The sequence below is a fragment of the Alteromonas sp. WD8-37 genome, from assembly GCF_055326825.1.
Map to the genome: position 1 here is coordinate 1,125,638 of NZ_JBUZOV010000001.1, position 22,581 is coordinate 1,148,218.

Sequence of the window (22,581 nt, forward strand, 5' to 3'; positions counted from 1 at the left end):
TTCACCTATTTAGAATCGATTATAAAGCCGCGGCTAGTCGCGTGCCCTGATCAATCGCTCGTTTGGCATCCAGTTCCCGCGCTTCATCGGCACCGCCAATCAGTTGATAAGGCATATTCAGGCCGTCGGTCAGTTCACGCAATGGCTCCTGTCCAGCACATACGATGATGTTGTCAACTTTCAGCGTTTGCGGCTCACCATTGATCAATACATGGAAGCCGTCGTCGTCAATGCGCTGATACTCAACCCCCGGAATCATTTTCACGCCTTTCATTTTCAGGCTGGCACGGTGCGCCCAGCCGGTGGTTTTGCCCAGGCCCTTGCCCGGCTTACTGGTTTTGCGTTGCAGCAGTAAAATTTCGCGCTCGGCCGGCTCAGGCTGTGGTGCCATACCTTCAACCCCACCGCGTACCGAGAAGGTCATATCGATGCCCCACTCGCGCATAAAGGAGGCGATATCAAGACTTGGCTGCGCTTTACCGTGGGCTAAAAATTCAGCGGTATCAAAGCCGATGCCACCGGCCCCAATGATGGCCACTCGCTGGCCCACTGGCTCGTGATGCTTGATGACATCGATGTACGACAGCACTTTGGGATGGTCGATACCTTCGATTTGCGGAATACGCGGGCTGATGCCGGTGGCCAGCATGACCTGGTCAAACTCACCCTCATTTAGCGTCTGTGCGGTCACGGTTTCACCTAGCCGCTGTTCGACCTTATGCAGCTCTAGCATGCGCGCAAAATAGCGCAGGGTTTCGTTAAATTCTTCTTTGCCCGGGATCTGACGGGCGATATTAAACTGCCCGCCGATATGACTGTCTTTATCAAACAGGGTCACCTGGTGGCCACGGGAGGCAGCCGTGACCGCAGTGGCCAGGCCAGCCGGTCCTGCGCCTACTACTGCAACACGCTTAGGCTGGTCGGTGGGGGTGATCACCAGCTCCAGCTCATGGCAGGCTCGAGGGTTCACCAGGCAGCTGGTCAGCTTGCCGTTGAACACATGATCCAGGCACGCCTGGTTACAGCCAATGCAGGTGTTGATTTCATCGGCGCGGTTTTCAGCGGCTTTTTGCACAAAGTCAGCATCGGCCAAAAACGGTCGGGCCATAGACACCATGTCCGCATCGCCCCGCGCTAATATGGCTTCGGCCACCTCGGGTGTGTTTATGCGGTTTGAGGTAATCACCGGGATCGACAGCGCCTGGCGGAATTTAGCTGTAACCCAGGTAAAGGCGGCACGCGGCACCCGGGTGGAAATGGTCGGAATGCGGGCTTCATGCCAGCCGATGCCGGTATTGATGATGGTCGCGCCAGCTTGCTCAATGGCCTTGCCCAACTCAACCACTTCTTCGTAATTCGAGCCGCCCTCCACCAAGTCCAGCATAGACAGGCGGTAGATAATAATGAATTGTTCGCCCACAGCTTCTCGTACCCGGCGGACCACTTCCAGCGGCAACCGAATACGGTTGGCATACTCGCCGCCCCACTCATCGTCGCGGTGATTGGTGCGCTGCACAATAAACTGATTTAAAAAATAGCCCTCCGAGCCCATGATTTCGACACCGTCATAGCCGGCGCGCTGAGCCTGGGTGGCTGCAAACACAAAATCATCAATTTGTTGCTCGATTTCTTCATCGCTTAACGCCTTGGGCGTGTACGGGCTGATGGGAGCCTGCAGCGCTGATGGCGCCACCGCCTTTTCGGTATAGGCGTAGCGCCCGGTATGCAGGATCTGCATGCAAATTTTACCGCCAGCATCGTGCACTGCCTGGGTCACTTCCTGATGATGTGCCACGGCTTTATCAGAATCCAACCGCTTGGTGATGGGATGGGTCGAGCCTTCTTCGTTCGGGCCGATACCGCCGGTGACAATCAGGCCTACCCCTCCGCGAGCCCGCTCAGCATAAAACGCAGCCATATGTTTATGGCCGCCTGGCAATTCTTCTAAGCCGGTGTGCATCGAGCCCATCAGAACCCGATTTTTCAGTTGGGTGAAGCCTAAATCCAACGGCGTGAACATATGCGGATAAGCGGTATGCGTGGTGGTGGTCATACGATTTCCTTGCAAGGTGGCCTGAACACTGGGGCGCCTGTTACGCACCAGCGTTAACAACTTTATAAACTAGACACCGTCAAGATAGAAGTGTATGTTGACAGTGTCAAGATAAACTTTATTTCCCCACAGGACGCACCATGGCTCGGCACGCGGCTTATCATCATGGCGATTTGCGCTCTACCTTATTAGCAGTAGCCACCACCCGCATAAATCAGCAAGGCATCGATAGTTTGTCACTGCGCCGCCTGGCCGAGGATGCGGGTGTCTCCCGCACCGCCCCCTATCATCATTTTAAAGATAAGAATGCGCTGTTAAGTGCCATTGCCGCACAAGGCTTTGAACAGTGGCATGGTACTGCCAAGCGGATTTTTGAGGATGAAACCCTGGCACCGCGCGAGCGTTTTCGCTGCTTTATTCATGAGTACATTGGTTATGCAGCTGCCCACCCGCAAATGTATGAGCTGATGTTTGGCCGCACCTTGTGGCAACCGCAACGCGCCTCGGCGGATTTAAAAGCGGTTGCCTACCCGTGTTTTCAGTTTCAGGTCAGCATGACCCGCTACTGGCAGCAGCAAGGGCTATTACCTGATAGTTCCGATGCGCTGCGCTTAGCCCAGGTCACCTGGGGCACCTTGCATGGTATTGCCCGTCTGCTCATTGATGGCATCTATGCAGATAAAAGCCATATCGGTCAGATGTGTGATACTGCGGCGGATTTATTTATGCAGGCGGCGCATCCGCCAGAATAAACTGGGCAGCCCGCTCTGCCATCATGATCACCGGCGCATTGGTGTTGCCGCCAATCAAGCCTGGCATAGCCGAGGCATCCACCACCCGTAGCCCGGCAACCCCAAAAACCTTAAATTGCGCATCCAGCACCGCCGTCGGATCCTCTGCCGCGCCCATCTTGCAGGTGCCTACCGGGTGGTAGATGGTTTCTGCTCGTGCCCGGATAAATTGCACCAGCGCAGATTCATCCTGCACATCCTCACCGGGCAACACTTCTCTGTGCAGATAATCCGCCATTGGCTTGGCGTGCACAATTTGTCGGGCCAGCGCCAGGCCGTCCAACATGATGCGTAGGTCATCTGGGTGACTTAGATAATTGGGATCGATCAAAGGGGCGGCAGCCGGTTCAGCCGGATTCAGTGTTATTTGCCCGCGACTGCGCGGATACAAGTTGCATACATGCAGGCCAAACCCGTAACCCAAACTATTCTGGCGGCCGTGGTCGTTTAAAATGGCTGGGATAAAATGAAATTGTAGGTCTGGCTTGTCCTCTGGTGCCAACGATGAGCAGGCAAACCCGCCGGCTTCGGCGATATTCGAGCTTAATAAGCCCTGGCGTCCCCGCAAATACTGCCAGGCAGCAGCGATATAGGCCGGCAGCTTGCCGGCAGCCAGGGCATAGCCATGTGGCCGCTGCGCTTTGCACTGAACGATGATATCCAGATGATCCTGCAGATTTTGCCCGACTCCCGGCAGGTGGTGTTTGACTGTGACGCCAGCAGCCTGTAAATCCTTTGCCGGGCCAATGCCTGAACGCAGAAGCAGATGCGGTGAATTGATAGCTCCGGCACACAAAATCACCTCGCGACGTGCGTTCAAGGTCAGCGGCTTGCCCTGGTGAGTAAGCGTGATGCCCTTGACCCGGCTATTATCCAGTATCAGCGGCCCGGCTTCGGTTTCGGTGTACAGGGTCAGATTGGCCCGTCCTTGCAGCCCGCTCAGATACGCTTTGGCTGAACTGCAGCGCTGACCATTGACCTGAGTGACATGATAAAGCCCTAACCCGCTGCGCTCTAAGCGGTTGAAGTCCTCGCGCTGCACCAGCCCTACATGACTGGCGCAGGCCACAAAGGCGTGACTCATCGGTTCGGCGTAGCGTAACTGCTCCACCCGCAAGGGGCCGCTATCGCCGTGAAACTGATCAGCACCGGCATAAAAACACTCAGCATGACGAAACCAGGGCAGTACATCTGCATAGGACCAGCCTTTTGCCCCGGCTGCCTCCCAGTCATCATAGTCGCTGGCCTGGCCACGAATATAACACATGGCATTGATGGCACTGCTGCCGCCTAATGTTTTGCCCCGCGGCCAGAATAAACACCGGTTGTTCAGCGCCTGTTGTGGCTCGGTGCTATAGCCCCAGTTTAAGGCGCTGAAACGGGATAAGACCGCCAGGCCAAAGGGAATATGGATAAACGGGTTGGAGTCCTGCCGGCCCGCCTCCAGCACGGCGACCTGAATATCTGGATCCTGCGATAACCGGGCCGCCAGCACCGCCCCGGCAGAGCCGGCACCGACAATAATGTAATCAAATTCTGTTGCTTGCCCCATAGCGGTTTCCTTTACCTGACTGCCTATTGATTCCAGAAATAGCGAAACAGGTCAAGTTGGAACCACTTAGGTATGCCGTCACACACCAAAGTATACCTTGCGCATTGATGTGTATACGTCAAGGCCGCCGGATATCAGGTAAAATAAGTACACTGTAAATCAGCTGTGCCTGCTACGCCCGATGGGCATAAGTGGCAAAGTGGTACAACTGGCATGACACGCTATCTTAACCCCGCCAAGCGGCGCGTTGATAAGGCCGCAGCGTGAGGAATAAAGTGATTAAACAAGCGCATAACCCGGACAATCTGTACACCCAGCAAATGAAAACCCTGGTTGCCAAGGTGTATCCCAAGGAGCTGGGGCACGGTTCGGTGGTCGAGGATGCCCACCATTATTTTGCTATGGACAGCGACGCCAGCCAGCATATCGAAGAGCTCACTGCGCAGATCAAACGGCTTCAGGGCCAGGCTCCAGATGCGCAGATCCCCGATGATTTGCAACAAAAGCTCAAGCGTGCCCGCCTGCGCCAGCAGGAAGAGCGCCTGCACCGGGTGGAACGCCTGCATGCGGTTGCTATTGATATTCTGGACTTATGCGAAGGTGAAACCTACGCTGAAACCCAGCTGGCCAGCGCCCGATTTTTAGGCACCATCATGCTGCTGACCCGCGGCCGGGTAAGTAATTTTGCCCATTTGCATCAGCGTTTAAAGCCCTTGTACAAAGCGGTCCTGACATTGCGCCTGGTAGACAAACTGCTCTACGACGGCACTGTCTCCTATCCGTATCTGGATCCGTTTCGTGAGTCACTGAGCCGGTTTAAAGGTAATAACTACTGGCGCAAACGCTGGCGCGAAGAACTGGCGTTACCGCTGATAAGCGCCGCCCTACTGCAGGATATCGGTTTGCAGCATCCTGATGCTCAACGTATTTTGCACGGCGATGATAAAGAGCTGGATGAGTTTCGGGTATTGGAAGAAACCGAGCGTAAAACCTTACTGCGCCTCAACTACACCCAGACCATGGCCTATCTAAAACAAGGCCTGGGCTTGCCGGCTTATCGAGGCAATGACAAAGCCGAGCGCGACACCTTTTTAGCCACCCATCAGGCCATCAACCGCTTTCGCGAGCAACTGGTACAGGATGCTTTTGTGTCTAAAACCGGTATAGGCGAGCTGCTTAAAATTCCGCAGATTTATTGTTCGGTACTGCTTTCTACCAAGCCGGATTATTCGCGCCACGAACTCCCTAAAGGCTATCTGCTGATTGAACAACTGGGTAAAAAAGGGAATATAAATGCCAAACTGGCCGATGCCTTTATCAAGATTGTGGGTTATTTTCCCCAAGGCTTTGGCATTACCTATATTCCCAAAAATGAACGTGGCCTTGAAAAGCAGCATTATGAATATGCCATTGTGGCGCAGCTGAACCCTAAAGATCCGGCCGAGCCCGTCTGCCGGGTGGCGTCGCGTAATTTGACATACATTTGCGCTGGCGCGCTGGAAACAGTGTCCAAAGGGCAAAATTTGTATTTTCCCAGCAATCGCAAAAAACTGCTGCGCATTGGCCGGGATCGCTTGTTACAGATCATGCAGCAGCTTAGCAAGGATGTGCAGCCAGATGCAGTGGATGATTTGGTGCCGCCGTTATGGGAGCCTTCCGACTATTTTTCGGTGAAGAAAAACCAGAACATCTGGAACAAAAGCTAAGCGAACAGGCTTTATACAGACAATAAAAAAGGGCCGCACGGCCCTTTTTTTTGCGTATCAATCGACGATGTCTTTAGGCATGTTGTCCCGTACGGTCTGCCAGACCTTACCAGATTCAATCCCGTAGCGACGTACCACCACCGGCACGGCATCGTAGTCGCCCTGCTCGGCTACCTGCAGCAGACGGGCATAAAAATCACGGGCCACTTCCTGGGCACTGGGATGTGAGAAAAAGAATCCACCAATGCGCGAATAGAGGCCACGGAAGCCGTTCATCATCAACACAAACACATTGTTGCCCGACGCCAGCGCCAAGTCATGATTCATCTGGTAATCATACTGGGCAAACGCCATACCGTCGGCTTCCAGATCTTTGTAGCGCGCGATGATTTCAATGGCCTTTTCCGGGTTGTTACGGATAGCACCACGAATAAATACCGCACTCAAGTTGGTGCGCGCAGCCAGCAAGTTATCAACCAGCTCTGGAATACCTTCCTGATCGAGACGTGCCAGCGTTTCTAAGATATTCAGGCCGCAGGTTTCCCAGAAGTTATTTACTTTGGTCGGCTTGCCATGCTGAATGGTCAGCCAGCCATCACGGGCCAGACGCTGCAACACTTCACGCAACGTGGTACGGGTAACGCCAATCAGTTCAGACAGCTCCCGCTCAGCAGGCAGAATGGTCCCAGGCGGAAAGCGTCCGCTCCAGATCGATTCGACAATGTATTCTTCAGCAAACCCGGCAGGACTCTGTGCTTTGTAGATCATAATTCTTCGCCTGAACGATTCTTATTGTGATTATTCCACTGATTGTACCAGATGAAAAAACAAATTCACAAACAAATGCGTGCCATTTAGGGTGGATATTGCCACTTAACTTGGGATTTTGCGGCAAGTTGAGATTGCCGGCGCCCATTATAATCATAGACAGCTAATGGTAAGCAAAGGCACGTGCAAGGAAATCCTATGGTATAGGGCTCGGAGCTCAGTCAGGGTCGGCAACAAAACCAGGGGGGAGCGGTAAAACAGTGGCGAAGTGAGAATGTGGGTATTAAACCTGTGAATGGTAAGGTTGGCTAAGCGGTGTTTAGATTAAAAAGGTGTACGAACAAGTGTTTTAGTCTTACGCAAATTAAACCATTTGTCCCAAAGATGAGCCAATAGTCACCCCAAAACCCACTATTAGAACTGCCACTACAAGAGCAGCTAACACTATCAACCCTGGTTTCTGTGTTTTGGGTACAGAGTTCCACCAGCTTTTAAGTGCATTAATCATGCTTTCTTCCTGAACCAATTTGTTTTGAAATCACTGAGCCATATTATTGGTTAGAAGGCAGTAGCGTGGCGGCGCGTATATCCAGCGTCACGGTATTACTGCCCGCCTCCGTAAAAAGTGTTTATGATCAATAAGCTCACACCAGAGCTGACATTGCCACCATAAAAGAGGTAATTGTCAGATCTGGTCGGAACGAACTTAGATTAATTGTTGTCTTGCGTACGCGAGTTCGCTTCTTCTTCGGAGATATCTTTGACATCCACCGTACCGCGATTGATTTTATATTGCGTTTTCAGCTTCTGTAACATCTCTAACTGAACAGCTGGGAAGCGGGTAGTCATACGAGCTTTTTGTACCAACGACTGGTCGAGGGAGGTCTCGACACCTGTCATTGTCCCGCCTTTTTGATACGTTCTTTGCTCAGAACGCACCGCATCCAACAATGCAGCACTATTTATCATTGCAGAGCCACCATAGTTACGCGCGCCTCCGCTCAAATCAGCAATTTGCCAGTCGCTCATTGCAAACTCCAGCTCGCTGGCGTTTTCGATTTCTTCATAATAGCGTTCATCATCAACATAATTGAGGATGTGAGTTTTCAATTTAGCTTTGTCATTATCAAAAAATGGCAGGTTATGTCGGTAATAAACAGATATTTCGCCGTCGTAATATGTACCCCGATTTGAGTTTATAAATTCAACTGCGTTATCTTCCAGCTGGCGCCATACCCGCTTGCCTGTGTAGGCTTCATCACGAATGCTGGGACCGCCGATATTGCCCTGAAACAAGCCGTAAATCACCACAGGTTCGTCATACTTTTCGTTTAAAATGTTAAATTGAATGTCATGCAGACTCAGCTTTTGCCCGGCAACTGTAAGCACTTTGTCATGTAAAAGAGCGCTCTTGTCATCATAATTTAACGCATCAAATAAGCTGCCGTTAAGCTCCCGCTGACCAATCTCATAGATCATCGTAAAATTGTACAAATTTAACCAGTAAGCCAGCTGCTCATCTCTGGAGAGCATATTAAGTGGGACCTGGGAGGGCAACACCTCCAGACTTTCCTTGAGGGTTGTCAGCACTTTCATGACTTCTTCATCTTGCAAAGAGTCAAAATGGAATCGGTTGCCCTCAAGCGCAGTGAGCCTGTTGATACGCGAACGCATGCGGGTGCCTGTAGAGGCCGGCTCGACGGCTTTCTTGCGGGAAGAGCGCCCCACCACTAACACCTCAGCCTCTAAAAAAGCATTCAAATCATCATAGCTGACTTCCAGATTTGAATCTTCTGTCGCCCCCCGGAACGGCTCTGGAAGCTTATTCTCCGCAGCAAGTGTAAGTGGGCTAGCCAGCGACAGGACAAGTGCTAAGTATATCGGTTTCATACAAACTCCTTTTTATAGATATTCCGGTACTAGATCTTAATGTTAAATTTCATCATACACAGTGTGAACAAAAAACAAACTAATAAAGCGGAAACAATTAATCCTTTCGCTGTAGGCCAGTCTGGATGCAGAATGAACGAAACTTTTGATGATTCAGGTCAATGGCTCTGAACTCAGTTATATGATTGAGCAAATATGCAAACGGCTAATGCATATGGTAGCGACATCTTCCATGTTCGTAATACAAATTGCACCGATGATGAGCTAGACGAGGGATACGTGCAGTTTACGCGCGGTACTTTAGGTCGCTCTGACTGGACGCCATGTCTTGATCTGAATGCCAAATATCACATGGAGGTATTTGAGACCTTGGTCACCCTGCCAGCGGATGTGTTCATCGTTCTGAACTCTGCCTCGGTGCAAAGAAGAAACGAGTTTGCTGAGTTGAGCTTCCCTGGGGATACCAACCCGCGCTTTATGTCTGCAACGTCGTATCAAACACCCCGCTACTTGCAAGTTAGTGCAGCAATCGAATTTTGATAAAGCACTAACCAGATTCAGCTTTAACAACGCTAAGTTTGCAAATCGCCGCTCAACTTTTATGTCTTCGATGAGCAGTTGATTTTTTATCCCGACAAAGCCGATATCATCTTTTTGTATCCGCATTTTATGACCTAGCCCTAACCCGTATTAGCTACATATGTCATTCTATTTTCCAATACAAGAACGTTGTTTTTGCCCGGCTGAGAAAATTTTGGCCAACCACCGTATATTCTCCCAAGTTTTCTTAACAGCCTGCTTCCTCGGGATAAATTTTTACGCTAGTCTTACATTTCGCTAAAAACAGTGGCGAATCCATCCGTCACGCCGATAACACGCGTGTGTTTATACATGGTGTAAACCACAAGCAGTTTTTAAGTGGTAAAAAGGATAATAATCATGCAAACCTCGATGTCCATGGCGCTCTATCGTAACTTTTTGGGCCACGCGCCCGACTGGTACAAAAAAGCCATCATCGCTTGTCTTATCGCCAACCCGTTTATTTTTATGGTCGACAGTTATCTGGCCGGCTGGGTGTTGGTTATCGAATTTATTTTCACCCTGGCGATGGCGCTAAAATGCTACCCGTTGCAGCCCGGGGGCCTGCTGTTAATCGAGGCAATGTTCATCGGCATGACCAGCCCTGAGCATATGTTGCATGAAATTGAAGTGAATCTTGAGGTGATCCTGCTGCTGGTGTTTATGGTGGCCGGTATCTACTTTATGAAAGATTTGCTGATGTACCTGTTTACCAAGCTGGTCATCAAGGTGGAAAACAAGCTGGTGCTATCACTAGCTTTTATTGCCTCGTCAGCCTTTCTATCTGCCTTTCTGGATGCCTTAACCGTGGTAGCGGTTATCATCAGTGTAGGCCTAGGCTTTTACACCATCTACCACAAGGTGGCCTCGGGCAAAGAATTCCACCACGATCATGACCACACCGACGATGATGATTTTCATGAGCTGGGCCGGGATGACCTGGAAGGCTTCCGCGCGTTTTTGCGCAACCTGATGATGCACTCTGCGGTCGGTACCGCACTGGGCGGCGTAATGACCATGGTGGGCGAACCGCAAAATTTGATCATTGCCGATAAAGCCGGCTGGAATTTTCTCGAATTCTTCATTCGCATGGCCCCTATCACTCTGCCGGTGTTTGTGTTTGGCCTGCTTACCACGGTCTTTGTGGAAAAGTTTAAACTGTTTACCTATGGTGCGCAGTTGCCATTGGCAGTGCGGGATATCCTGGTAGATTACGACAAGCATATGGACCAGGAACGCACCCGCCGGGATACCGCACGCTTAGCCGTACAGGCGCTGATCGGCGTGTGGCTGATTGTTGGTCTGGCCGGGCACTTTGCCTCGGTAGGCTTGATTGGGCTGTCAATCATTGTACTGGCCACCTCCATGAGCGGCATTATCGAAGAGCACGCCATCGGCAAAGCCTTCGAAGAAGCCCTGCCCTTTACCGCGCTGTTGTGTATATTTTTCGGTGTGGTCGCGGTCATTATCGACCAGGGTTTGTTTCAGCCGGTGATCCAGTTTGTACTTGGTTTTGAGGGTAAGACCCAGTTGGTGATGTTCTACCTGGCCAATGGTGTACTGTCCATGGTGTCTGACAATGTGTTTGTGGGCTCGGTATATATCACCGAAGTTACCGCTGCGCTTAATGAAGGTCAGATCACCCGCGACCAGTTTGACTTACTGGCTGTCGCTATCAACACCGGCACCAACTTGCCCAGTGTGGCCACACCTAATGGCCAGGCCGCCTTTTTGTTCCTGCTGACCTCGGCCATTGCCCCGCTGTTGCGCCTGTCTTACGGCAAGATGGTGTTTATGGCCCTGCCTTACACGGTGGTGCTGACCCTGGTTGGGCTGGCGGCCACCTATTATGGCTTACTGGATGCCACCGATATGCTCTATGAGCACCATCTGATTGAACATCACAGCACGTCGCCGGACACGGCGCCGGCTCACTAAGCATCAGGATATTATGATGATCCAAGCGATTAGCCGGCTGGCTGAAAAAAAGACGCCCTGGGTGCTGTTATTGTTAAGTGCAGTGGGGCTGCAACTCACCGCGCTGTATTTTCAGTACGGCATGGACCTGCAACCGTGCATCATGTGTATTTACCAGCGCACTGCTGTGTATGGCATTTTGCTGGCCGCCTTGCTGGTGTGCCTGAAAAATAATCTTGTCACGCGATTGCTGGGCTTTGCCGGCTGGGGGATCAGTGCTGGCTGGGGTTTTTTGATAGCCCGCGAGCATATCGATATCCTATATGCCAGCAACCCATTTTTTGCCAGCTGCGAGATTGTGCCCAATTTTCCCAGCTTTATGCCGCTGCATGAATGGCTGCCAGCTATTTTTGCCGCACCAGGCGATTGCACCGAAAATCGCTGGCAGTTTTTGTCTATGGGCATGGCAGAGTGGATGGCAGTAATCTTTGCAGCGTATTTTGTCGTATTCGCTGTAGTACTGCTTTGCCGACTTATGGATAAAAAATCTTTTTGAGCGATTTGATGACCCTGCCTGCCCGCCTACCGGTAGCCCAGGGTACTCCCGACAACATCAGTGTGGTGCGGCTGGCCAGCAAACATGAAGACGCCTTGTGCGATGCTTGCCGCGCCTCATCCCAGCATGTGCGGCCATGGCTAGGCAGCCAGTTGTGCCCGCTTACCCCATCCGCCACCCGCCAGTGTATCAATGACATGGAGCATAAGCGTGCTACAGGCTACGGCATCACGTATTTGTTGATGCAGCAGGATACCTGCCTGGGCATGGGCCTGATTAACCATATTCACCCGCTGCACAATACCGCCAATTTAGGCTATTGGATCCGTCCGGAAGCCTGCGGTCAGGGCCTGGCGGTAGCACTATGCCAAAGCCTGATGAAGCTGGCTTTTGCGCAGATGAGCCTGCAGCGGCTGGAATTATTTATTGAGCCCAATAACAAGGCGAGCATGCGAGTGGCTGATAAACTGGGGGCGGAAAAGGAAGGTTTGTGTCGTCAGCGCATCTTTGGCCGCGATGCGTATCTGTATGCGCTGCTGGCTAACCCGGCCGGCTAACCGGGCAGCCCTGCGACAAAATGTCGCTTAGTCGATATCCTCAAGCGGCCACAATGCGATGTAATCTTCGAACACATTTAAATCAACATCACTTTCAAACACGGTTTTGCCGCGCACCGACATGCCCTGCTGATGCATGGCCGTTTTTTTGCCCTTATTTAACAGCGGATGCCAGGCTGGCAGGCCGCGTCCTTCGTACAGCCGGCGATAGCTGCAGCTAGGAGGCATAAAAAAGATGTCTTTCAAATTCGCTTTGGTCAGCTTGACACAATCGGGCACCAGCTCAGTGCGCCGGTCGTATTGAGAACACTGGCAGCTTTTGGTGTTCAGCAGGCTACACACGATGTTGGTGTAGTGGATCTGCTCTCCATCATGGATGGTATCGGTGGTGGCAGCCTCATCGGCATCGTCATCTTCAATAAACTTATGTAAGCAGCATTTGGCACAGCCATCGCACAGTGCTTCCCACTCAGCATCGTTCATCTCATTTAGTGATTTGGTTTCCCAAAACCGGTCTGTCATATCGTTACAACACTTGTTTCTATGGCAAAAAATCCGTCCAGATAGGCTTCCAGCTTATCATTGTGCGCCAGCGGCCCGACTCCTTTGGGGGTGCCGGTAAGCACAATATCGCCGGGCTCTAAGGTAAATACCTGTGAGATCTCGGCCAGCAGCTGAAAAACGGGGCGCATCATAGCAGCGCTATGGCCCTGTTGTCTTGCGGTTCCGTTTACTTTTAAGCCAAAATGCATATTTTGAATATCGTCTACCTGCGACAATGGTACAAACCCGGACACCGGACAGCTGCCGTCAAAGGCCTTGGCCCGCTCCCACGGCTGGCCGTCTGCTTTTAGCTGTTGTTGCACATCGCGCAGCGTCAAATCCAGCCCCAGGCCCACACCCCACACAGCCTGGCGCACATCATCCTGGTCGGCTTTACATAAGCGCTGCTTGATCAGCACCGCCAGTTCCACTTCATTGTGGCAGGCCCCGCGATCGGACGGAATCGACACTGGCTGATTTAGCGGCGTCAAAGAAGCACTGGGTTTCATAAATAACACAGCCTGGGGCGCTGCCTGTGATTTCATTTCATCGATGTGATCCTGATAATTGCGCCCCACACACACCACCTTGCCCACCGGTAAATCCACGGGTAACGCCAGGTTGTCCAAATGCTGATACATGTCAGTATCCTTTTTTAATGCGGTCAGCCAGATATCCTACCGACACCCCAAAGTACAGTGACCGGTTCCATTTCATCAGGGTATGAAAATTATTATAGACAAGATAAATCCGGCCATCGGTACCATCGGGCAGGATTAATGAGGCCTGCATAGGCACCTGCGGTAACGCGCTACCATCGTAGCGGCGCACACCCCGCTGTTGCCAGCTGGCCAGGGGCTCAAACTGCGCCAGGCCAGCCTGGTCGGTTGCCTGTTGATTGGTTAGCGTCACCTGACGGCCCCAGGTTTGCTCGTTATTCCAGCCTTCCTGGGCCAGATAATTAGCAATAGAGGCAAACACATCTGCCGGGGTCTGCCAGATGTCTTTTTTACCGTCGCCGTCGTAATCCACCGCGTAGGTTAAAAACGAGGTGGGCATAAACTGGCTTTGGCCCATGGCGCCGGCCCACGAGCCCTGAAAGGCCTCGCGCGAGGCATGGCCTTGTTTGAGAATGGTTAGTGCGGCAAAAAATTGTTTTTTGAACAGCGCTTCGCGGCGACCTTCATAGGCCAGCGATGCCAGTGCTGAGAGTACATCATGCTTGCCCTGGATGCGGCCAAAATTGGACTCGTTGCCCCACAAGGCCACAATAAAGCGCGGCTGCACACTATATTCGCGGCCAATTTTTTCCAACAGCGTGTGGTGTTGCTTATAATACTCCACCGCCTGGGCGACCTTCCAGTCCGGTACCCGGGTGGCCAGGTAGGAATCCAGGGTGATCTTGGTTTCTGGCTGATTCTTATCGGCCTTTACCACCGTGGGGCGAAACTCTACCGAACTGAGCATGCTTTCCAGCCAGTCACCGGCAAAGCCTTTTTGCTGGGCTTCGCTTTTCAGCTGCCCCAGATAGGCATTAAAGCCAGCTTCATTTTTTGGGGAGGCGACAGCAGACAGGCTCAATAATAGTAAGCCCGCGATACTCAACAATCTTTTCATCAGAATTTTTTACTTTCTTCACGAGGGGACAAACCCAAGGCCACCCGGTGCTCGGCCAGCCAGTCTTCTTGTTTGGGCGGCATCTGCAGATAAAATGCCTGCTCAGTTAAGGCACTCATCAATGAGGCTTTGTCCACCAGGCCTAATTTCTCGCGTTTGTTTAGCGGCAACGTCATGACCAGCTCAGGACGGCCAAAATGGGTCATCAAGGCTTCCGGCACCGCACTGAAATCATCTTTTTTAAGCACATATAAATACATGCCGGGCTTTTTTGCGGTTTTATACACAAAGCAAATCATGGTTACTCCTTGATTGGGCCAACGATATCGACCAGATACGGGGCAAAAAGCGGTGCCCGCCAGCCTTCCAGTAAGTCAGGTTTCAGCCCCTGCACCCTAGTTTCATCAGTATCGAACCATACCCACTTAAGCAGCTGGTTAAGCTGCTTTTTAGAGGCCACCACTTCCAGCGGCACATGCTGTTGATGGGCAATCTCGGCAGCGACCTTTTTTAGCTGGGCCAGGGTCTTTTTATAGCCGGGCACATCCATCAGGCGGGTCACCGGACGCAGTTTGTCGGTGGCCGGCAGATTTTCATATTCCTCCCGGGCATCCTGGACCAGCTTAAGCAACACATCGCCATAGCGGCGCAGCACCGGGGCTTGGATTTCACTGACCTGGTTCAAGGCGTTGCGCGACACGGGCATCCGCATGGCAATATCCCACATCACGGTTTCTTTAAGCACAAAATTCAGCGCCATGTCTTTTTTGCGCGCAGTGCCTAAACGCCAGGCGGCCAGGTGTTGCAGTACGGTGAGCTGTTCGCTATTCAGTCGCCAGTTATTTTTTACCGTCAGATACGCATACTGCAAAGGCATCTGGGCGGCTTTTTTGCGCCCCAGCCGGGCCATCTCGTCGAAGATCCATTGTTGCTTGCCGGCACATAGAATACGTTCATTAAGCTGCTCGTACACCGGCAATAAATACAGTACATCATTGGCAGCATAGTGCAGCTGCTTTTCACTTAGCGGGCGGGCCAGCCAGTCGGTACGCGACTCGCCTTTATCCAATACGGTGCCGGATAGCATTTCCACCAGCCTGGCGTAACCCAGTGTAGGGCCAAGATCTAATATAGAGGCCGCCAGCTGGGTATCAAACAGCGGTGCCGGCAATGCATCAAAAGCATTCAAAAAGGTTTCTAAATCTTCAGAACACGAATGCAGCACCTTCACTACCTGCGGGTTTTCCAGCAAGGCCACAAACGGCTGCAAATCATCAATGGCCAGCGGGTCGATGAGCACCAGTTGCTCACCGTCGTATAATTGCAGTAACCCCAGTTGCGGGGTCAGTGTGCGGGTGCGGACAAACTCGGTATCCAGCGCCACTGCAGCGTGCTGGGCAGCGGCTTCACACACCTGCTTAAGCTGTTCATCAGTGGTAATAAGTTGATAATTCATAATACGAAAACAGCCGGCAATTGCCGGCTGTCCCTGTTGTTATTGTGGGCCATGTGAGGCGGGTAACACTGAGCTAGTCACGCAGTTCCCGGCGCAAAATTTTCCCCACATTGGTTTTAGGCAATTCATCTTTGAAGACTACGTGTTTTGGCACCTTATAGCCAGTCAAATGGGTCCGACAGTGAGCAATAACGGCTTCTTCGGTCAAAGCGTCATCATTTTTCACCACATACAGCTTCACCACTTCGCCGCTGACATCGTGAGGCACACCGATGGCAGCCGCCTCAACCACATTGTCATGCATGGCCGCCACTTCTTCAATCTCGTTGGGAAACACATTAAAGCCAGACACCAGAATCATGTCTTTTTTGCGATCGACGATATAAAAATAACCCTGCTCGTCCACTTCAGCGATATCGCCGGTGGCCAGCCAGCCATCTTTTAAAATCTCAGCAGTGGCTTCTTCGCGATTGAGATAGCCACGCATCACCTGCGGGCCTTTCACCCACAATTCGCCAGGCTCGCCTGCGGCCACTTCGTTACCCTCGTCATCCAGTAACCGGATATCGGTAGACGGTACCGGCAACCCGATGCTGCCTTTATATTCACTGATTTGTGGCGGAGTCACTGCCACCACCGGCGAACACTCGGTCAGCCCGTAGCCTTCCAGCAAGACGGTGTTAGTCACTTTTTGCCATTTTTCCGCCACCGGCCGTTGTACTGCCATGCCGCCACCTAAGCCAAACTTAAAGTTGGAAAAGTCCAGGTCGCTGAACCCCGGGGTGTTAAGCAGGCCATTAAATAGCGTGTTCACGCCCGGCAGAATCGCAAACGGGTATTTTTTCAGCTCTTTAACAAAGCCCGGCATGTCGCGCGGGTTGGTAATAAGCAAATTCGGGCAGCCAAATTTTAAAAACAGTAAGCCGTTGGCCAGAAGTGCAAAGATGTGGTACAGCGGCAATGCGGTTACCACCAGGTCTTTGCCCGGTTCAATCACTGTTTCTAAAATACCGGAGACCTGCTCCAGATTGGCAATCATATTGCGGTGGGTCAGCATTGCGCCTTTGGATACCCCGGTGGTACCACCGGTATATTGTAAAAAGGCGAGATCGTCACCCTTGATATCAGGCCGCTTAAATTCTTGCGACTTACCTTTTGACAACGCGTCGTTAAACGGCACGGCCTGGGGCAAGTCATACTCCGGCACCATTTTTTTGACATGCTTAACCGCTAAGTTGACCACCCAGCGCTTAGGCACCGGCAACATGTCGCCCAGTTTGGTCAGGATGACCTGTTCAACCGGTGTATCGGCCAGTACTTTTTGTAGGGTACAGGCAAAATTCTCAACAATGATGATCGCTTTGGCGTTGGCATCCGTTAATTGATGCTTCAACTCGCGGGCGGTGTACAGTGGGTTTACGTTTACCACGGTCAGGCCGGCGCGCAGGATCCCGAACATAGCTACCGGGTATTGCAGCAGGTTGGGCATCATGATGGCGACGGCATCGCCACGCTTTAACCCGCTGTGCTGCAGATAAGCAGCAAAATGGCGGGTATGTTCGTCCAGCTCGCTAAAGCGCATTGACTGGCCCATATTGATATAGGCTGTGTTGTCTGCGTAGGTACTGACCGATTGTTCGAAAATGTCGACAACCGATGAGTAACGGTCTGGATTTATTTCTGCAGAGACCCTTGGGTCATAATGCTCAAGCCAGGTTTTCTCCACAAAACCTCCTTCCTTTTTATTCTTTTACCATACGCCCAGACAGCGCTGTATACGAAATGCGCAACTGGTCTGATTACTTGCGTATAGTATCGGAAGCGGGGAAAAAGATAAATGACCGCGTTTACAATTGTTCAACAAAATGTCGAATTCGGGTACCAATTTCTTCTGGCTTTTCCATATGGATATGATGACCACCGGCTAAAATTTCGCACTCACTGTGAGCAAACCAATCCTGCCGGGCCCGATACATCGAATCCACCTTTTTAAACGAGCTACTGGCACCTAAGAACAATACCGGGCAGCGGATAGATTGCATCAGGCACTGGGCCTGGCCTTCGGTCAGGCGTAACGTAGAACGGGTGCGCAACTTAGGATCGCTCGCCCAAAAATAATGCCCCCCGGCATCCTGGGTCAGATTGCGACGTAAGATAGTCCGTGCATGCTCAGCAGGAATGTCACTGATGGCACAGCGGGCAGTCACGGCATCATCTAAATCCACCACGCGCAGCCGGTTGCGGTTTTTGCGCCAGCGGCTGTCGATGGCATCGCGAATTTGCTGAGTTGTGGTGTCCTCAGATTCGGTCAGCGGCCCACAGGCGTCGATGCTCACCACGCCCTGGACTTTCTCCGGATAGATAGCGGCATACAGGGTTGCCAGAATACCGCCCAGCGAATGACCAACCAGGATGATTTGCTCAAAAGCCTGCTGCTCCACCAGCGCATGCAAATCCTGCACATAATCCAGCAGGTTGTAGTGAGCGCCGTGGGGGCGATGAGTCGAGCCGCCATGCCCGGCCAGGTCCAGGGCGATAAAGCGGTAACTGTGTAAAAACGGGGCTAAACCCGCCAGGCTGGCGGCATTGTCTAAATAGCCGTGCAGGCCAATCACCACCGGCCCTCTACCTTGGTTCTCCAGCCCTGTCAGAGTGAACGGGCCGGCCTGAAATTCTGTTTCAATCATGCAAGTTCCTGTGCGCTCAAAAGCGGCAACTATGGTCCGGCTTTACCGGCAACCGCTTGCCGCGGCCAGGCAAACCCTGGCCTATTTACGTTCTGTATTTATACCGTCATCGATGCGAACAGATCGCTGCTTGCGAGGACGATTTTCAGGTGGCGATGAGCGCTTAACCGGCTGTAGCTGTTTGGGCGGCGGTGCGTCTCGCCGAGGCATGATGGTACGTGGGCGATGATTTTCAATGACCCGTACCCGTGAGTGGGGAAATCCCCAGAAAGGGTCAAAAAATTGAAAGCGATGATAAAACGGTGAATACCAGCCCATATTATAGTGAAAATACAGCGGTGAAATATCGTAGGTGGCCACATCCCGCCACATATGATAATTGCGGGTTTCCAGTAGCGGATAGGTGTACGGCTGCTCACCCACCATGCCGGCCACCGGTTGACCTATTTCACCTACAAAGGTCACCGAGCGGCCTTCTTCAAATACGATTGGATCTACAAAGCCCTCGATTTTGGCTTTAAAGCGCCCGACCGTGGTTGCTGAGGTGCTGGGCTTGCCATAATGGTTCAACGGAAAATGTACGATTTCCACCAGCGTTTGCTGAGGTTTGTTTTCCACCCCCACAATCACCCCGCCCCAGCGGGCCTGAGTGCCCTGAGCTGAATCGCCCTGGGTGACGGCCTGTTGATAGCTGGTCAGGGCATTGTCGTTAGCCACTTCCAACTCATCAGGAACCAGCGTACAACCGCCTAGCCCCAGCAGGGTCACCATGCCCAATGCTGCTAGTTTCATACCTTACCTCGACCAAGTATTTTGACTGCTTACGCCATTATGGCAATAGCGGATGAATGAAAGCTGAATAGCACCTGATTTCAGGCGTAAATATCCACGCCCATCATGTCGCGGATGGTATCGCGTTGCTGCTCACGATCGTGCTGCAAATAGGCATTGACCGCCTGAAAGGCTTTGCCCTGGGGTTGGTCGTAACTGGCGTGCGCATGAAATTGCTGGGCTTTATGCAGGGTATCCTCGCCAGGCGCGATGCGCACAAAGCTGTCGGACTGCGTCGCCTGGCCGGCGGTTTCGCGCGCAGACCTGGCCTCCGGCACCGGACGGGGGCTGGTTGGTTTGTCAGGAGCGCCGAGTACGGCCAGCGACGAATGGATTTCCATGCTCAACGAATTACCACATTCTCAAACATTGTTTTATCACGGTGAGTGTCAGCCACCCACCACCAAATCTGATTGCGACATATACTGCAAAATTCAGGACTGCAAGATTCAGGCCTACGCCTGGTTATTCACGCCCCGGCAACTTTTTCCAGGTGACCGTGTCGCGCACATAGACCGGTGTGATGTCCATGGCATCCTGGCCATTGCCGGCGTTAAATTCAGGCTCCGCCAGAGGCAGCATATAACGCGCATTAGGGTACAGCACCTGTGCGGTGTGGCCAGCCGGCTGGCTGTCGGTCAACGCCGAATAAGCTGCCCAGCCCGTGCCTGCGATAGCATAGTCATCTTTCGGTAAGGCCTGGGCTAAGCGCTCAGGCGGCCCAACCTGTTCTTCGCCCAGGGCGTGGGCCAGATTATCACGCTTTTGATACTGGCAGCTGTATACCTCGGCCATCCGCGCGTCGATGGCACACACCACCTGGCTAGCCTGATGCGCTTCGATTTGCTGTTGTGCCATGGCCGCCAGCGTGGAGATACCCACCACCGGTAATTGGGCACCAAATGCCAGACCCTGCACCATGCCGGTGGCAATGCGCACCCCGGTAAAGCTGCCCGGTCCGCGGCCAAACACCAGGCCATCGAGCTGGTTTAACGACAACTGGCCTTCAGCCAGGATTTTTTCCACCAAAGGTAATAGCTTTTTGCTGTGCTGTTGGGGGCACAAGGCAAATTCGCTGTGATACTCACCATTTTGGTATAACGCCACCGAAAGTGCTTCGGTAGCGGTATCGATTGCAAGTAACTTCATACAACTTCACTTATTCTATGTCGGCTAAAAACTGCTCGACCTTGCCCAGATCGCGGGTACGCTGCATATCCGGCAGGCTGGCCAGAAAAGTTTTGGCGTACGGCTTGGTGACCAGGCGGTTATCACAAATCACCAGCACCCCTTTATCGGTCGGATCGCGGATCAGCCGCCCCGCGCCCTGTTTTAATGTGATGACCGCCTGCGGGATCTGAATGGCGGCAAACGGGTTCGCGCCACGCTTTTTGACATCTTCGATGCGAGCCTGCAATAAAGGATCATCCGGCGAAGCAAACGGCAGTTTGTCGATCATCACGCATACCAGATCGCTGCCGCGCACATCCACGCCTTCCCAGAAGGCGCCGGTACCCAGCAGTACGGCTTTTTCATCTGCCAGATATTCTGCCAGTAATGCCTGTTTAGTGGTAGTCCCCTGCACCAGCAGCGGATTATCAATCTCATCCGCCAGCCGGGCGGCCACTTCGTTGAGCATGGCATGGCTGGTAAACAGTAAAAAACAGCGCCCACGGCTGGCTTTGATCAGGCGCTTAGCGGTATCGAGCAGGGTTTGGCGCATTTGCCGACTGTTGGGTTCGGGCAAATATCGCGGTACGCACAGCATGGCCTGCTGCTGATAATCAAACGGGCTGTCCAGCCCCAGGGTTTTAGCCTCTTCTAAGCCCATGCGGCGCTGAAAATGCTCAAAACCGTCATTGACCATCAAGGTGGCAGACGTAAACACCCACCCGCGTGGCGGGTCGCTGACAAAACGGCGAAATTTGGCGGCTATCGACAGCGGAGTTAAGTGCAGCACCATATGCCGCGGGCTGGTTTCATACCACAGGCTCACCCCCTGCTGTTCGGTATTGCGAAACGCATCCAGCTGTTCGCGGGCCTGCACAATACGCTCGTACAGATTGTCGAGATCTTTATCCCGGCCAATGTTGAGCTTGCACACTTCGTGTAGCACCCCCAGCGCATCGGCCAGCCGGCTGATTTGGGTTTGAACGTCTTCGCGCTCCATCGCTTCCACCCAGTTGCCTCGTTGGGGCTGCTCGGGAAACAGCAAACGCATGTCAGCTGCCACAATGCGGCACTTTTCCGCGGCTTTATCTAACTGGCCGGCGTCTTTGAGTACGGTGCGAAACAACAACGTGATGTCTTTGGCCATGTCCGCCAGTTGCCGGGTAGACAGGGTTTCGCCAAAATAATCACTGGCGATATCCGGAATCTGGTGGGCCTCGTCAAAAATGATGGAATCGGCTTCGGGGATCAGCTCACCAAAGCCGGTGTCTTTAAGCGCCATATCGGCAAAAAACAGATGGTGGTTGACCACAATCACATCGGCATCCAAGGCTTTGCGCCTGGCCTGCACCAGATAGCAGTCTTCGTAATCCGGGCAATCGCGGCCCAGGCAGTTATCTACAGTGGAGGTCACCAGCGGCAGCACCCGGGCATTTTCCGGCAAGGTTTTTAGCTCACCCATGTCACCGGTTTTAGTAGTGGTTGACCAGGTTTTAACCGCCGAGAGTTCATTTAGGGTGTCTTTTTCCAATAAGGTGGAATTGCCCCCGTGTTGGGCCAGCCGGTGCAGACACAGATAGTTGGACCGGCCTTTCAAAAGGGCAGTTTTTTTGCTGTTACCCAGCGCTTTTTTCACCAGCGGCAAATCGCGGTGAAACAGCTGCTCCTGCAGGTTTTTGGTGCCGGTAGAGACAATGGCTTTGCCCTTACCCATTAGCGCCGGGGCCAGATACGCAAAAGTTTTACCGGTGCCGGTGCCGGCCTCAACAATCAGGCTGTGCTTTTTATCCAGCGCGGTTTTAACGGCTTTGGCCATGTCTGTTTGCGCATCGCGCGGCACAAAACCATCGATAGCGCGCGCCAGCAAGCCGTCGGATGAGAATACAGAGTCAATTGAGGGCATATCGA

At 52.5% G+C, this 22,581-nt stretch carries 21 protein-coding genes; 6 read left to right on the forward strand and 15 right to left on the reverse strand.

The genetic code is table 11. From position 1 onward, the window contains the following. Positions 1 to 19: 19 nt before the first annotated feature. Positions 20 to 2,053 carry an FAD-dependent oxidoreductase gene (locus ACTUJZ_RS04985; protein WP_463635148.1) on the reverse strand — a complete coding sequence of 678 codons (2,034 nt, stop codon included), beginning with the start codon at positions 2,051 to 2,053 and terminating at the stop codon, positions 20 to 22. 140 nt (positions 2,054 to 2,193) lie between these two features. On the opposite strand from ACTUJZ_RS04985, the gene ACTUJZ_RS04990 reads away from it, so the two are divergent. Then, positions 2,194 to 2,805: a TetR/AcrR family transcriptional regulator gene (locus ACTUJZ_RS04990; protein ID WP_463635149.1), complete on the forward strand. Its 612-nt coding sequence runs from the start codon at positions 2,194 to 2,196 to the stop codon at positions 2,803 to 2,805. Here the strand turns inward: ACTUJZ_RS04990 and ACTUJZ_RS04995 are convergent. Beyond that, complete coding sequence (locus ACTUJZ_RS04995; RefSeq protein ID WP_463635151.1) at positions 2,777 to 4,396, reverse strand: GMC family oxidoreductase; 1,620 nt, start codon at positions 4,394 to 4,396, stop codon at positions 2,777 to 2,779. The genes ACTUJZ_RS04990 and ACTUJZ_RS04995 overlap by 29 nt on opposite strands. A gap of 275 nt (positions 4,397 to 4,671) precedes the next feature. Here ACTUJZ_RS04995 and ACTUJZ_RS05000 point away from each other — a divergent pair, with 275 nt between their 5' ends. Continuing rightward, the gene (locus tag ACTUJZ_RS05000; protein WP_463635152.1) at positions 4,672 to 6,102 is read left to right on the forward strand and encodes a hypothetical protein; all 1,431 of its coding nucleotides are present in this window, start codon (positions 4,672 to 4,674) and stop codon (positions 6,100 to 6,102) included. Positions 6,103 to 6,159: 57 nt separating this feature from the next. Here the strand turns inward: ACTUJZ_RS05000 and fadR are convergent, their stop codons facing one another. Both fadR and ACTUJZ_RS05010 read right to left on the reverse strand, forming a co-directional pair. Beyond that, positions 6,160 to 6,870, reverse strand: coding sequence for a fatty acid metabolism transcriptional regulator FadR (gene fadR / locus ACTUJZ_RS05005; RefSeq protein ID WP_463635153.1), 711 nt, complete (start codon positions 6,868 to 6,870; stop codon positions 6,160 to 6,162). A 711-nt stretch (positions 6,871 to 7,581) separates the two neighbouring features. Beyond that, entirely contained in the window at positions 7,582 to 8,760 is a 1,179-nt protein-coding gene (locus tag ACTUJZ_RS05010) for a DUF547 domain-containing protein (protein WP_463635154.1), read from the reverse strand. Positions 8,761 to 8,955: 195 nt separating this feature from the next. On the opposite strand from ACTUJZ_RS05010, the gene ACTUJZ_RS05015 reads away from it, so the two are divergent. The 4 genes from ACTUJZ_RS05015 (at position 8,956) to ACTUJZ_RS05030 (ending at position 12,369) form a co-directional block, all read left to right on the forward strand. After that, on the forward strand, positions 8,956 to 9,300 hold the full coding sequence (locus ACTUJZ_RS05015) for a hypothetical protein (RefSeq protein ID WP_463635155.1): 345 nt from the start codon (positions 8,956 to 8,958) through the stop codon (positions 9,298 to 9,300). Between the two features lie 399 nt (positions 9,301 to 9,699). Continuing rightward, positions 9,700 to 11,277, forward strand: coding sequence for a sodium/proton antiporter NhaB (gene nhaB, locus ACTUJZ_RS05020; protein WP_463635156.1), 1,578 nt, complete (start codon positions 9,700 to 9,702; stop codon positions 11,275 to 11,277). A 16-nt stretch (positions 11,278 to 11,293) separates the two neighbouring features. Beyond that, a complete protein-coding gene (dsbB, locus tag ACTUJZ_RS05025; RefSeq protein ID WP_463635249.1) occupies positions 11,294 to 11,812 on the forward strand; it encodes a disulfide bond formation protein DsbB in 519 nt (172 codons plus the stop codon). Then, positions 11,809 to 12,369, forward strand: a complete 561-nt coding sequence (locus ACTUJZ_RS05030) for a GNAT family N-acetyltransferase (protein WP_463635157.1) — start codon at positions 11,809 to 11,811, stop codon at positions 12,367 to 12,369. Before dsbB ends, ACTUJZ_RS05030 begins: the two co-directional genes overlap by 4 nt. Positions 12,370 to 12,396: 27 nt before the next feature. Here the strand turns inward: ACTUJZ_RS05030 and ACTUJZ_RS05035 are convergent, their stop codons facing one another. The 11 genes from ACTUJZ_RS05035 to ACTUJZ_RS05085 all read right to left on the reverse strand — a co-directional run bounded on the left by ACTUJZ_RS05035 (position 12,397) and on the right by ACTUJZ_RS05085 (position 22,576). Then, complete coding sequence (locus ACTUJZ_RS05035) at positions 12,397 to 12,891, reverse strand: YcgN family cysteine cluster protein (protein WP_463635158.1); 495 nt, start codon at positions 12,889 to 12,891, stop codon at positions 12,397 to 12,399. Then, the gene (locus ACTUJZ_RS05040) at positions 12,888 to 13,553 is read right to left on the reverse strand and encodes a fumarylacetoacetate hydrolase family protein (protein WP_463635159.1); all 666 of its coding nucleotides are present in this window, start codon (positions 13,551 to 13,553) and stop codon (positions 12,888 to 12,890) included. Before ACTUJZ_RS05040 ends, ACTUJZ_RS05035 begins: the two co-directional genes overlap by 4 nt. A gap of 1 nt (position 13,554) precedes the next feature. Continuing rightward, a complete protein-coding gene (locus ACTUJZ_RS05045) occupies positions 13,555 to 14,529 on the reverse strand; it encodes a lytic murein transglycosylase (protein WP_463635160.1) in 975 nt (324 codons plus the stop codon). Next, positions 14,529 to 14,828 (reverse strand): YcgL domain-containing protein, encoded by a 300-nt coding sequence (locus tag ACTUJZ_RS05050; RefSeq protein ID WP_463635161.1) that lies wholly within the window; start codon positions 14,826 to 14,828, stop codon positions 14,529 to 14,531. The genes ACTUJZ_RS05045 and ACTUJZ_RS05050 overlap by 1 nt, the downstream gene beginning before the upstream one ends. A 2-nt stretch (positions 14,829 to 14,830) precedes the next feature. After that, the gene (gene rnd, locus ACTUJZ_RS05055) at positions 14,831 to 15,985 is read right to left on the reverse strand and encodes a ribonuclease D (RefSeq protein WP_463635162.1); all 1,155 of its coding nucleotides are present in this window, start codon (positions 15,983 to 15,985) and stop codon (positions 14,831 to 14,833) included. A 73-nt stretch (positions 15,986 to 16,058) separates the two neighbouring features. After that, entirely contained in the window at positions 16,059 to 17,711 is a 1,653-nt protein-coding gene (gene fadD / locus ACTUJZ_RS05060; RefSeq protein WP_463635163.1) for a long-chain-fatty-acid--CoA ligase FadD, read from the reverse strand. Between the two features lie 121 nt (positions 17,712 to 17,832). Beyond that, positions 17,833 to 18,672, reverse strand: a complete 840-nt coding sequence (locus ACTUJZ_RS05065; RefSeq protein ID WP_463635164.1) for an alpha/beta fold hydrolase — start codon at positions 18,670 to 18,672, stop codon at positions 17,833 to 17,835. An 81-nt stretch (positions 18,673 to 18,753) separates the two neighbouring features. Beyond that, the gene (locus tag ACTUJZ_RS05070) at positions 18,754 to 19,464 is read right to left on the reverse strand and encodes a Slp family lipoprotein (RefSeq protein WP_463635165.1); all 711 of its coding nucleotides are present in this window, start codon (positions 19,462 to 19,464) and stop codon (positions 18,754 to 18,756) included. An 80-nt stretch (positions 19,465 to 19,544) separates the two neighbouring features. Further along, on the reverse strand, positions 19,545 to 19,844 hold the full coding sequence (locus ACTUJZ_RS05075; RefSeq protein ID WP_463635166.1) for a hypothetical protein: 300 nt from the start codon (positions 19,842 to 19,844) through the stop codon (positions 19,545 to 19,547). A 124-nt stretch (positions 19,845 to 19,968) separates the two neighbouring features. Then, positions 19,969 to 20,652, reverse strand: a complete 684-nt coding sequence (tsaB, locus tag ACTUJZ_RS05080; protein WP_463635167.1) for a tRNA (adenosine(37)-N6)-threonylcarbamoyltransferase complex dimerization subunit type 1 TsaB — start codon at positions 20,650 to 20,652, stop codon at positions 19,969 to 19,971. Positions 20,653 to 20,662: 10 nt separating this feature from the next. After that, positions 20,663 to 22,576, reverse strand: coding sequence for an ATP-dependent DNA helicase (locus ACTUJZ_RS05085; protein WP_463635168.1), 1,914 nt, complete (start codon positions 22,574 to 22,576; stop codon positions 20,663 to 20,665). Positions 22,577 to 22,581: the final 5 nt, after the last annotated feature.

What these genes read in the sequence shown, in the direction of transcription:
- ACTUJZ_RS05050 (WP_463635161.1), bottom strand. Translation starts at nt 14,828, where the DNA reads ATGATTTGCTTTGTGTATAAAACCGCAAAAAAGCCCGGCATGTATTTA.
- ACTUJZ_RS05015 (WP_463635155.1), top strand. Translation starts at nt 8,956, where the DNA reads ATGCAAACGGCTAATGCATATGGTAGCGACATCTTCCATGTTCGTAAT.
- ACTUJZ_RS05035 (WP_463635158.1), bottom strand. Translation starts at nt 12,891, where the DNA reads ATGACAGACCGGTTTTGGGAAACCAAATCACTAAATGAGATGAACGAT.
- ACTUJZ_RS05045 (WP_463635160.1), bottom strand. Translation starts at nt 14,529, where the DNA reads ATGAAAAGATTGTTGAGTATCGCGGGCTTACTATTATTGAGCCTGTCT.
- ACTUJZ_RS05065 (WP_463635164.1), bottom strand. Translation starts at nt 18,672, where the DNA reads ATGATTGAAACAGAATTTCAGGCCGGCCCGTTCACTCTGACAGGGCTG.
- ACTUJZ_RS05085 (WP_463635168.1), bottom strand. Translation starts at nt 22,576, where the DNA reads ATGCCCTCAATTGACTCTGTATTCTCATCCGACGGCTTGCTGGCGCGC.
- ACTUJZ_RS04995 (WP_463635151.1), bottom strand. Translation starts at nt 4,396, where the DNA reads ATGGGGCAAGCAACAGAATTTGATTACATTATTGTCGGTGCCGGCTCT.
- dsbB (WP_463635249.1), top strand. Translation starts at nt 11,294, where the DNA reads ATGATCCAAGCGATTAGCCGGCTGGCTGAAAAAAAGACGCCCTGGGTG.
- rnd (WP_463635162.1), bottom strand. Translation starts at nt 15,985, where the DNA reads ATGAATTATCAACTTATTACCACTGATGAACAGCTTAAGCAGGTGTGT.
- ACTUJZ_RS04990 (WP_463635149.1), top strand. Translation starts at nt 2,194, where the DNA reads ATGGCTCGGCACGCGGCTTATCATCATGGCGATTTGCGCTCTACCTTA.
- ACTUJZ_RS05070 (WP_463635165.1), bottom strand. Translation starts at nt 19,464, where the DNA reads ATGAAACTAGCAGCATTGGGCATGGTGACCCTGCTGGGGCTAGGCGGT.
- ACTUJZ_RS05040 (WP_463635159.1), bottom strand. Translation starts at nt 13,553, where the DNA reads ATGTATCAGCATTTGGACAACCTGGCGTTACCCGTGGATTTACCGGTG.
- ACTUJZ_RS05010 (WP_463635154.1), bottom strand. Translation starts at nt 8,760, where the DNA reads ATGAAACCGATATACTTAGCACTTGTCCTGTCGCTGGCTAGCCCACTT.
- ACTUJZ_RS04985 (WP_463635148.1), bottom strand. Translation starts at nt 2,053, where the DNA reads ATGACCACCACCACGCATACCGCTTATCCGCATATGTTCACGCCGTTG.
- fadR (WP_463635153.1), bottom strand. Translation starts at nt 6,870, where the DNA reads ATGATCTACAAAGCACAGAGTCCTGCCGGGTTTGCTGAAGAATACATT.
- ACTUJZ_RS05075 (WP_463635166.1), bottom strand. Translation starts at nt 19,844, where the DNA reads ATGGAAATCCATTCGTCGCTGGCCGTACTCGGCGCTCCTGACAAACCA.
- nhaB (WP_463635156.1), top strand. Translation starts at nt 9,700, where the DNA reads ATGCAAACCTCGATGTCCATGGCGCTCTATCGTAACTTTTTGGGCCAC.
- tsaB (WP_463635167.1), bottom strand. Translation starts at nt 20,652, where the DNA reads ATGAAGTTACTTGCAATCGATACCGCTACCGAAGCACTTTCGGTGGCG.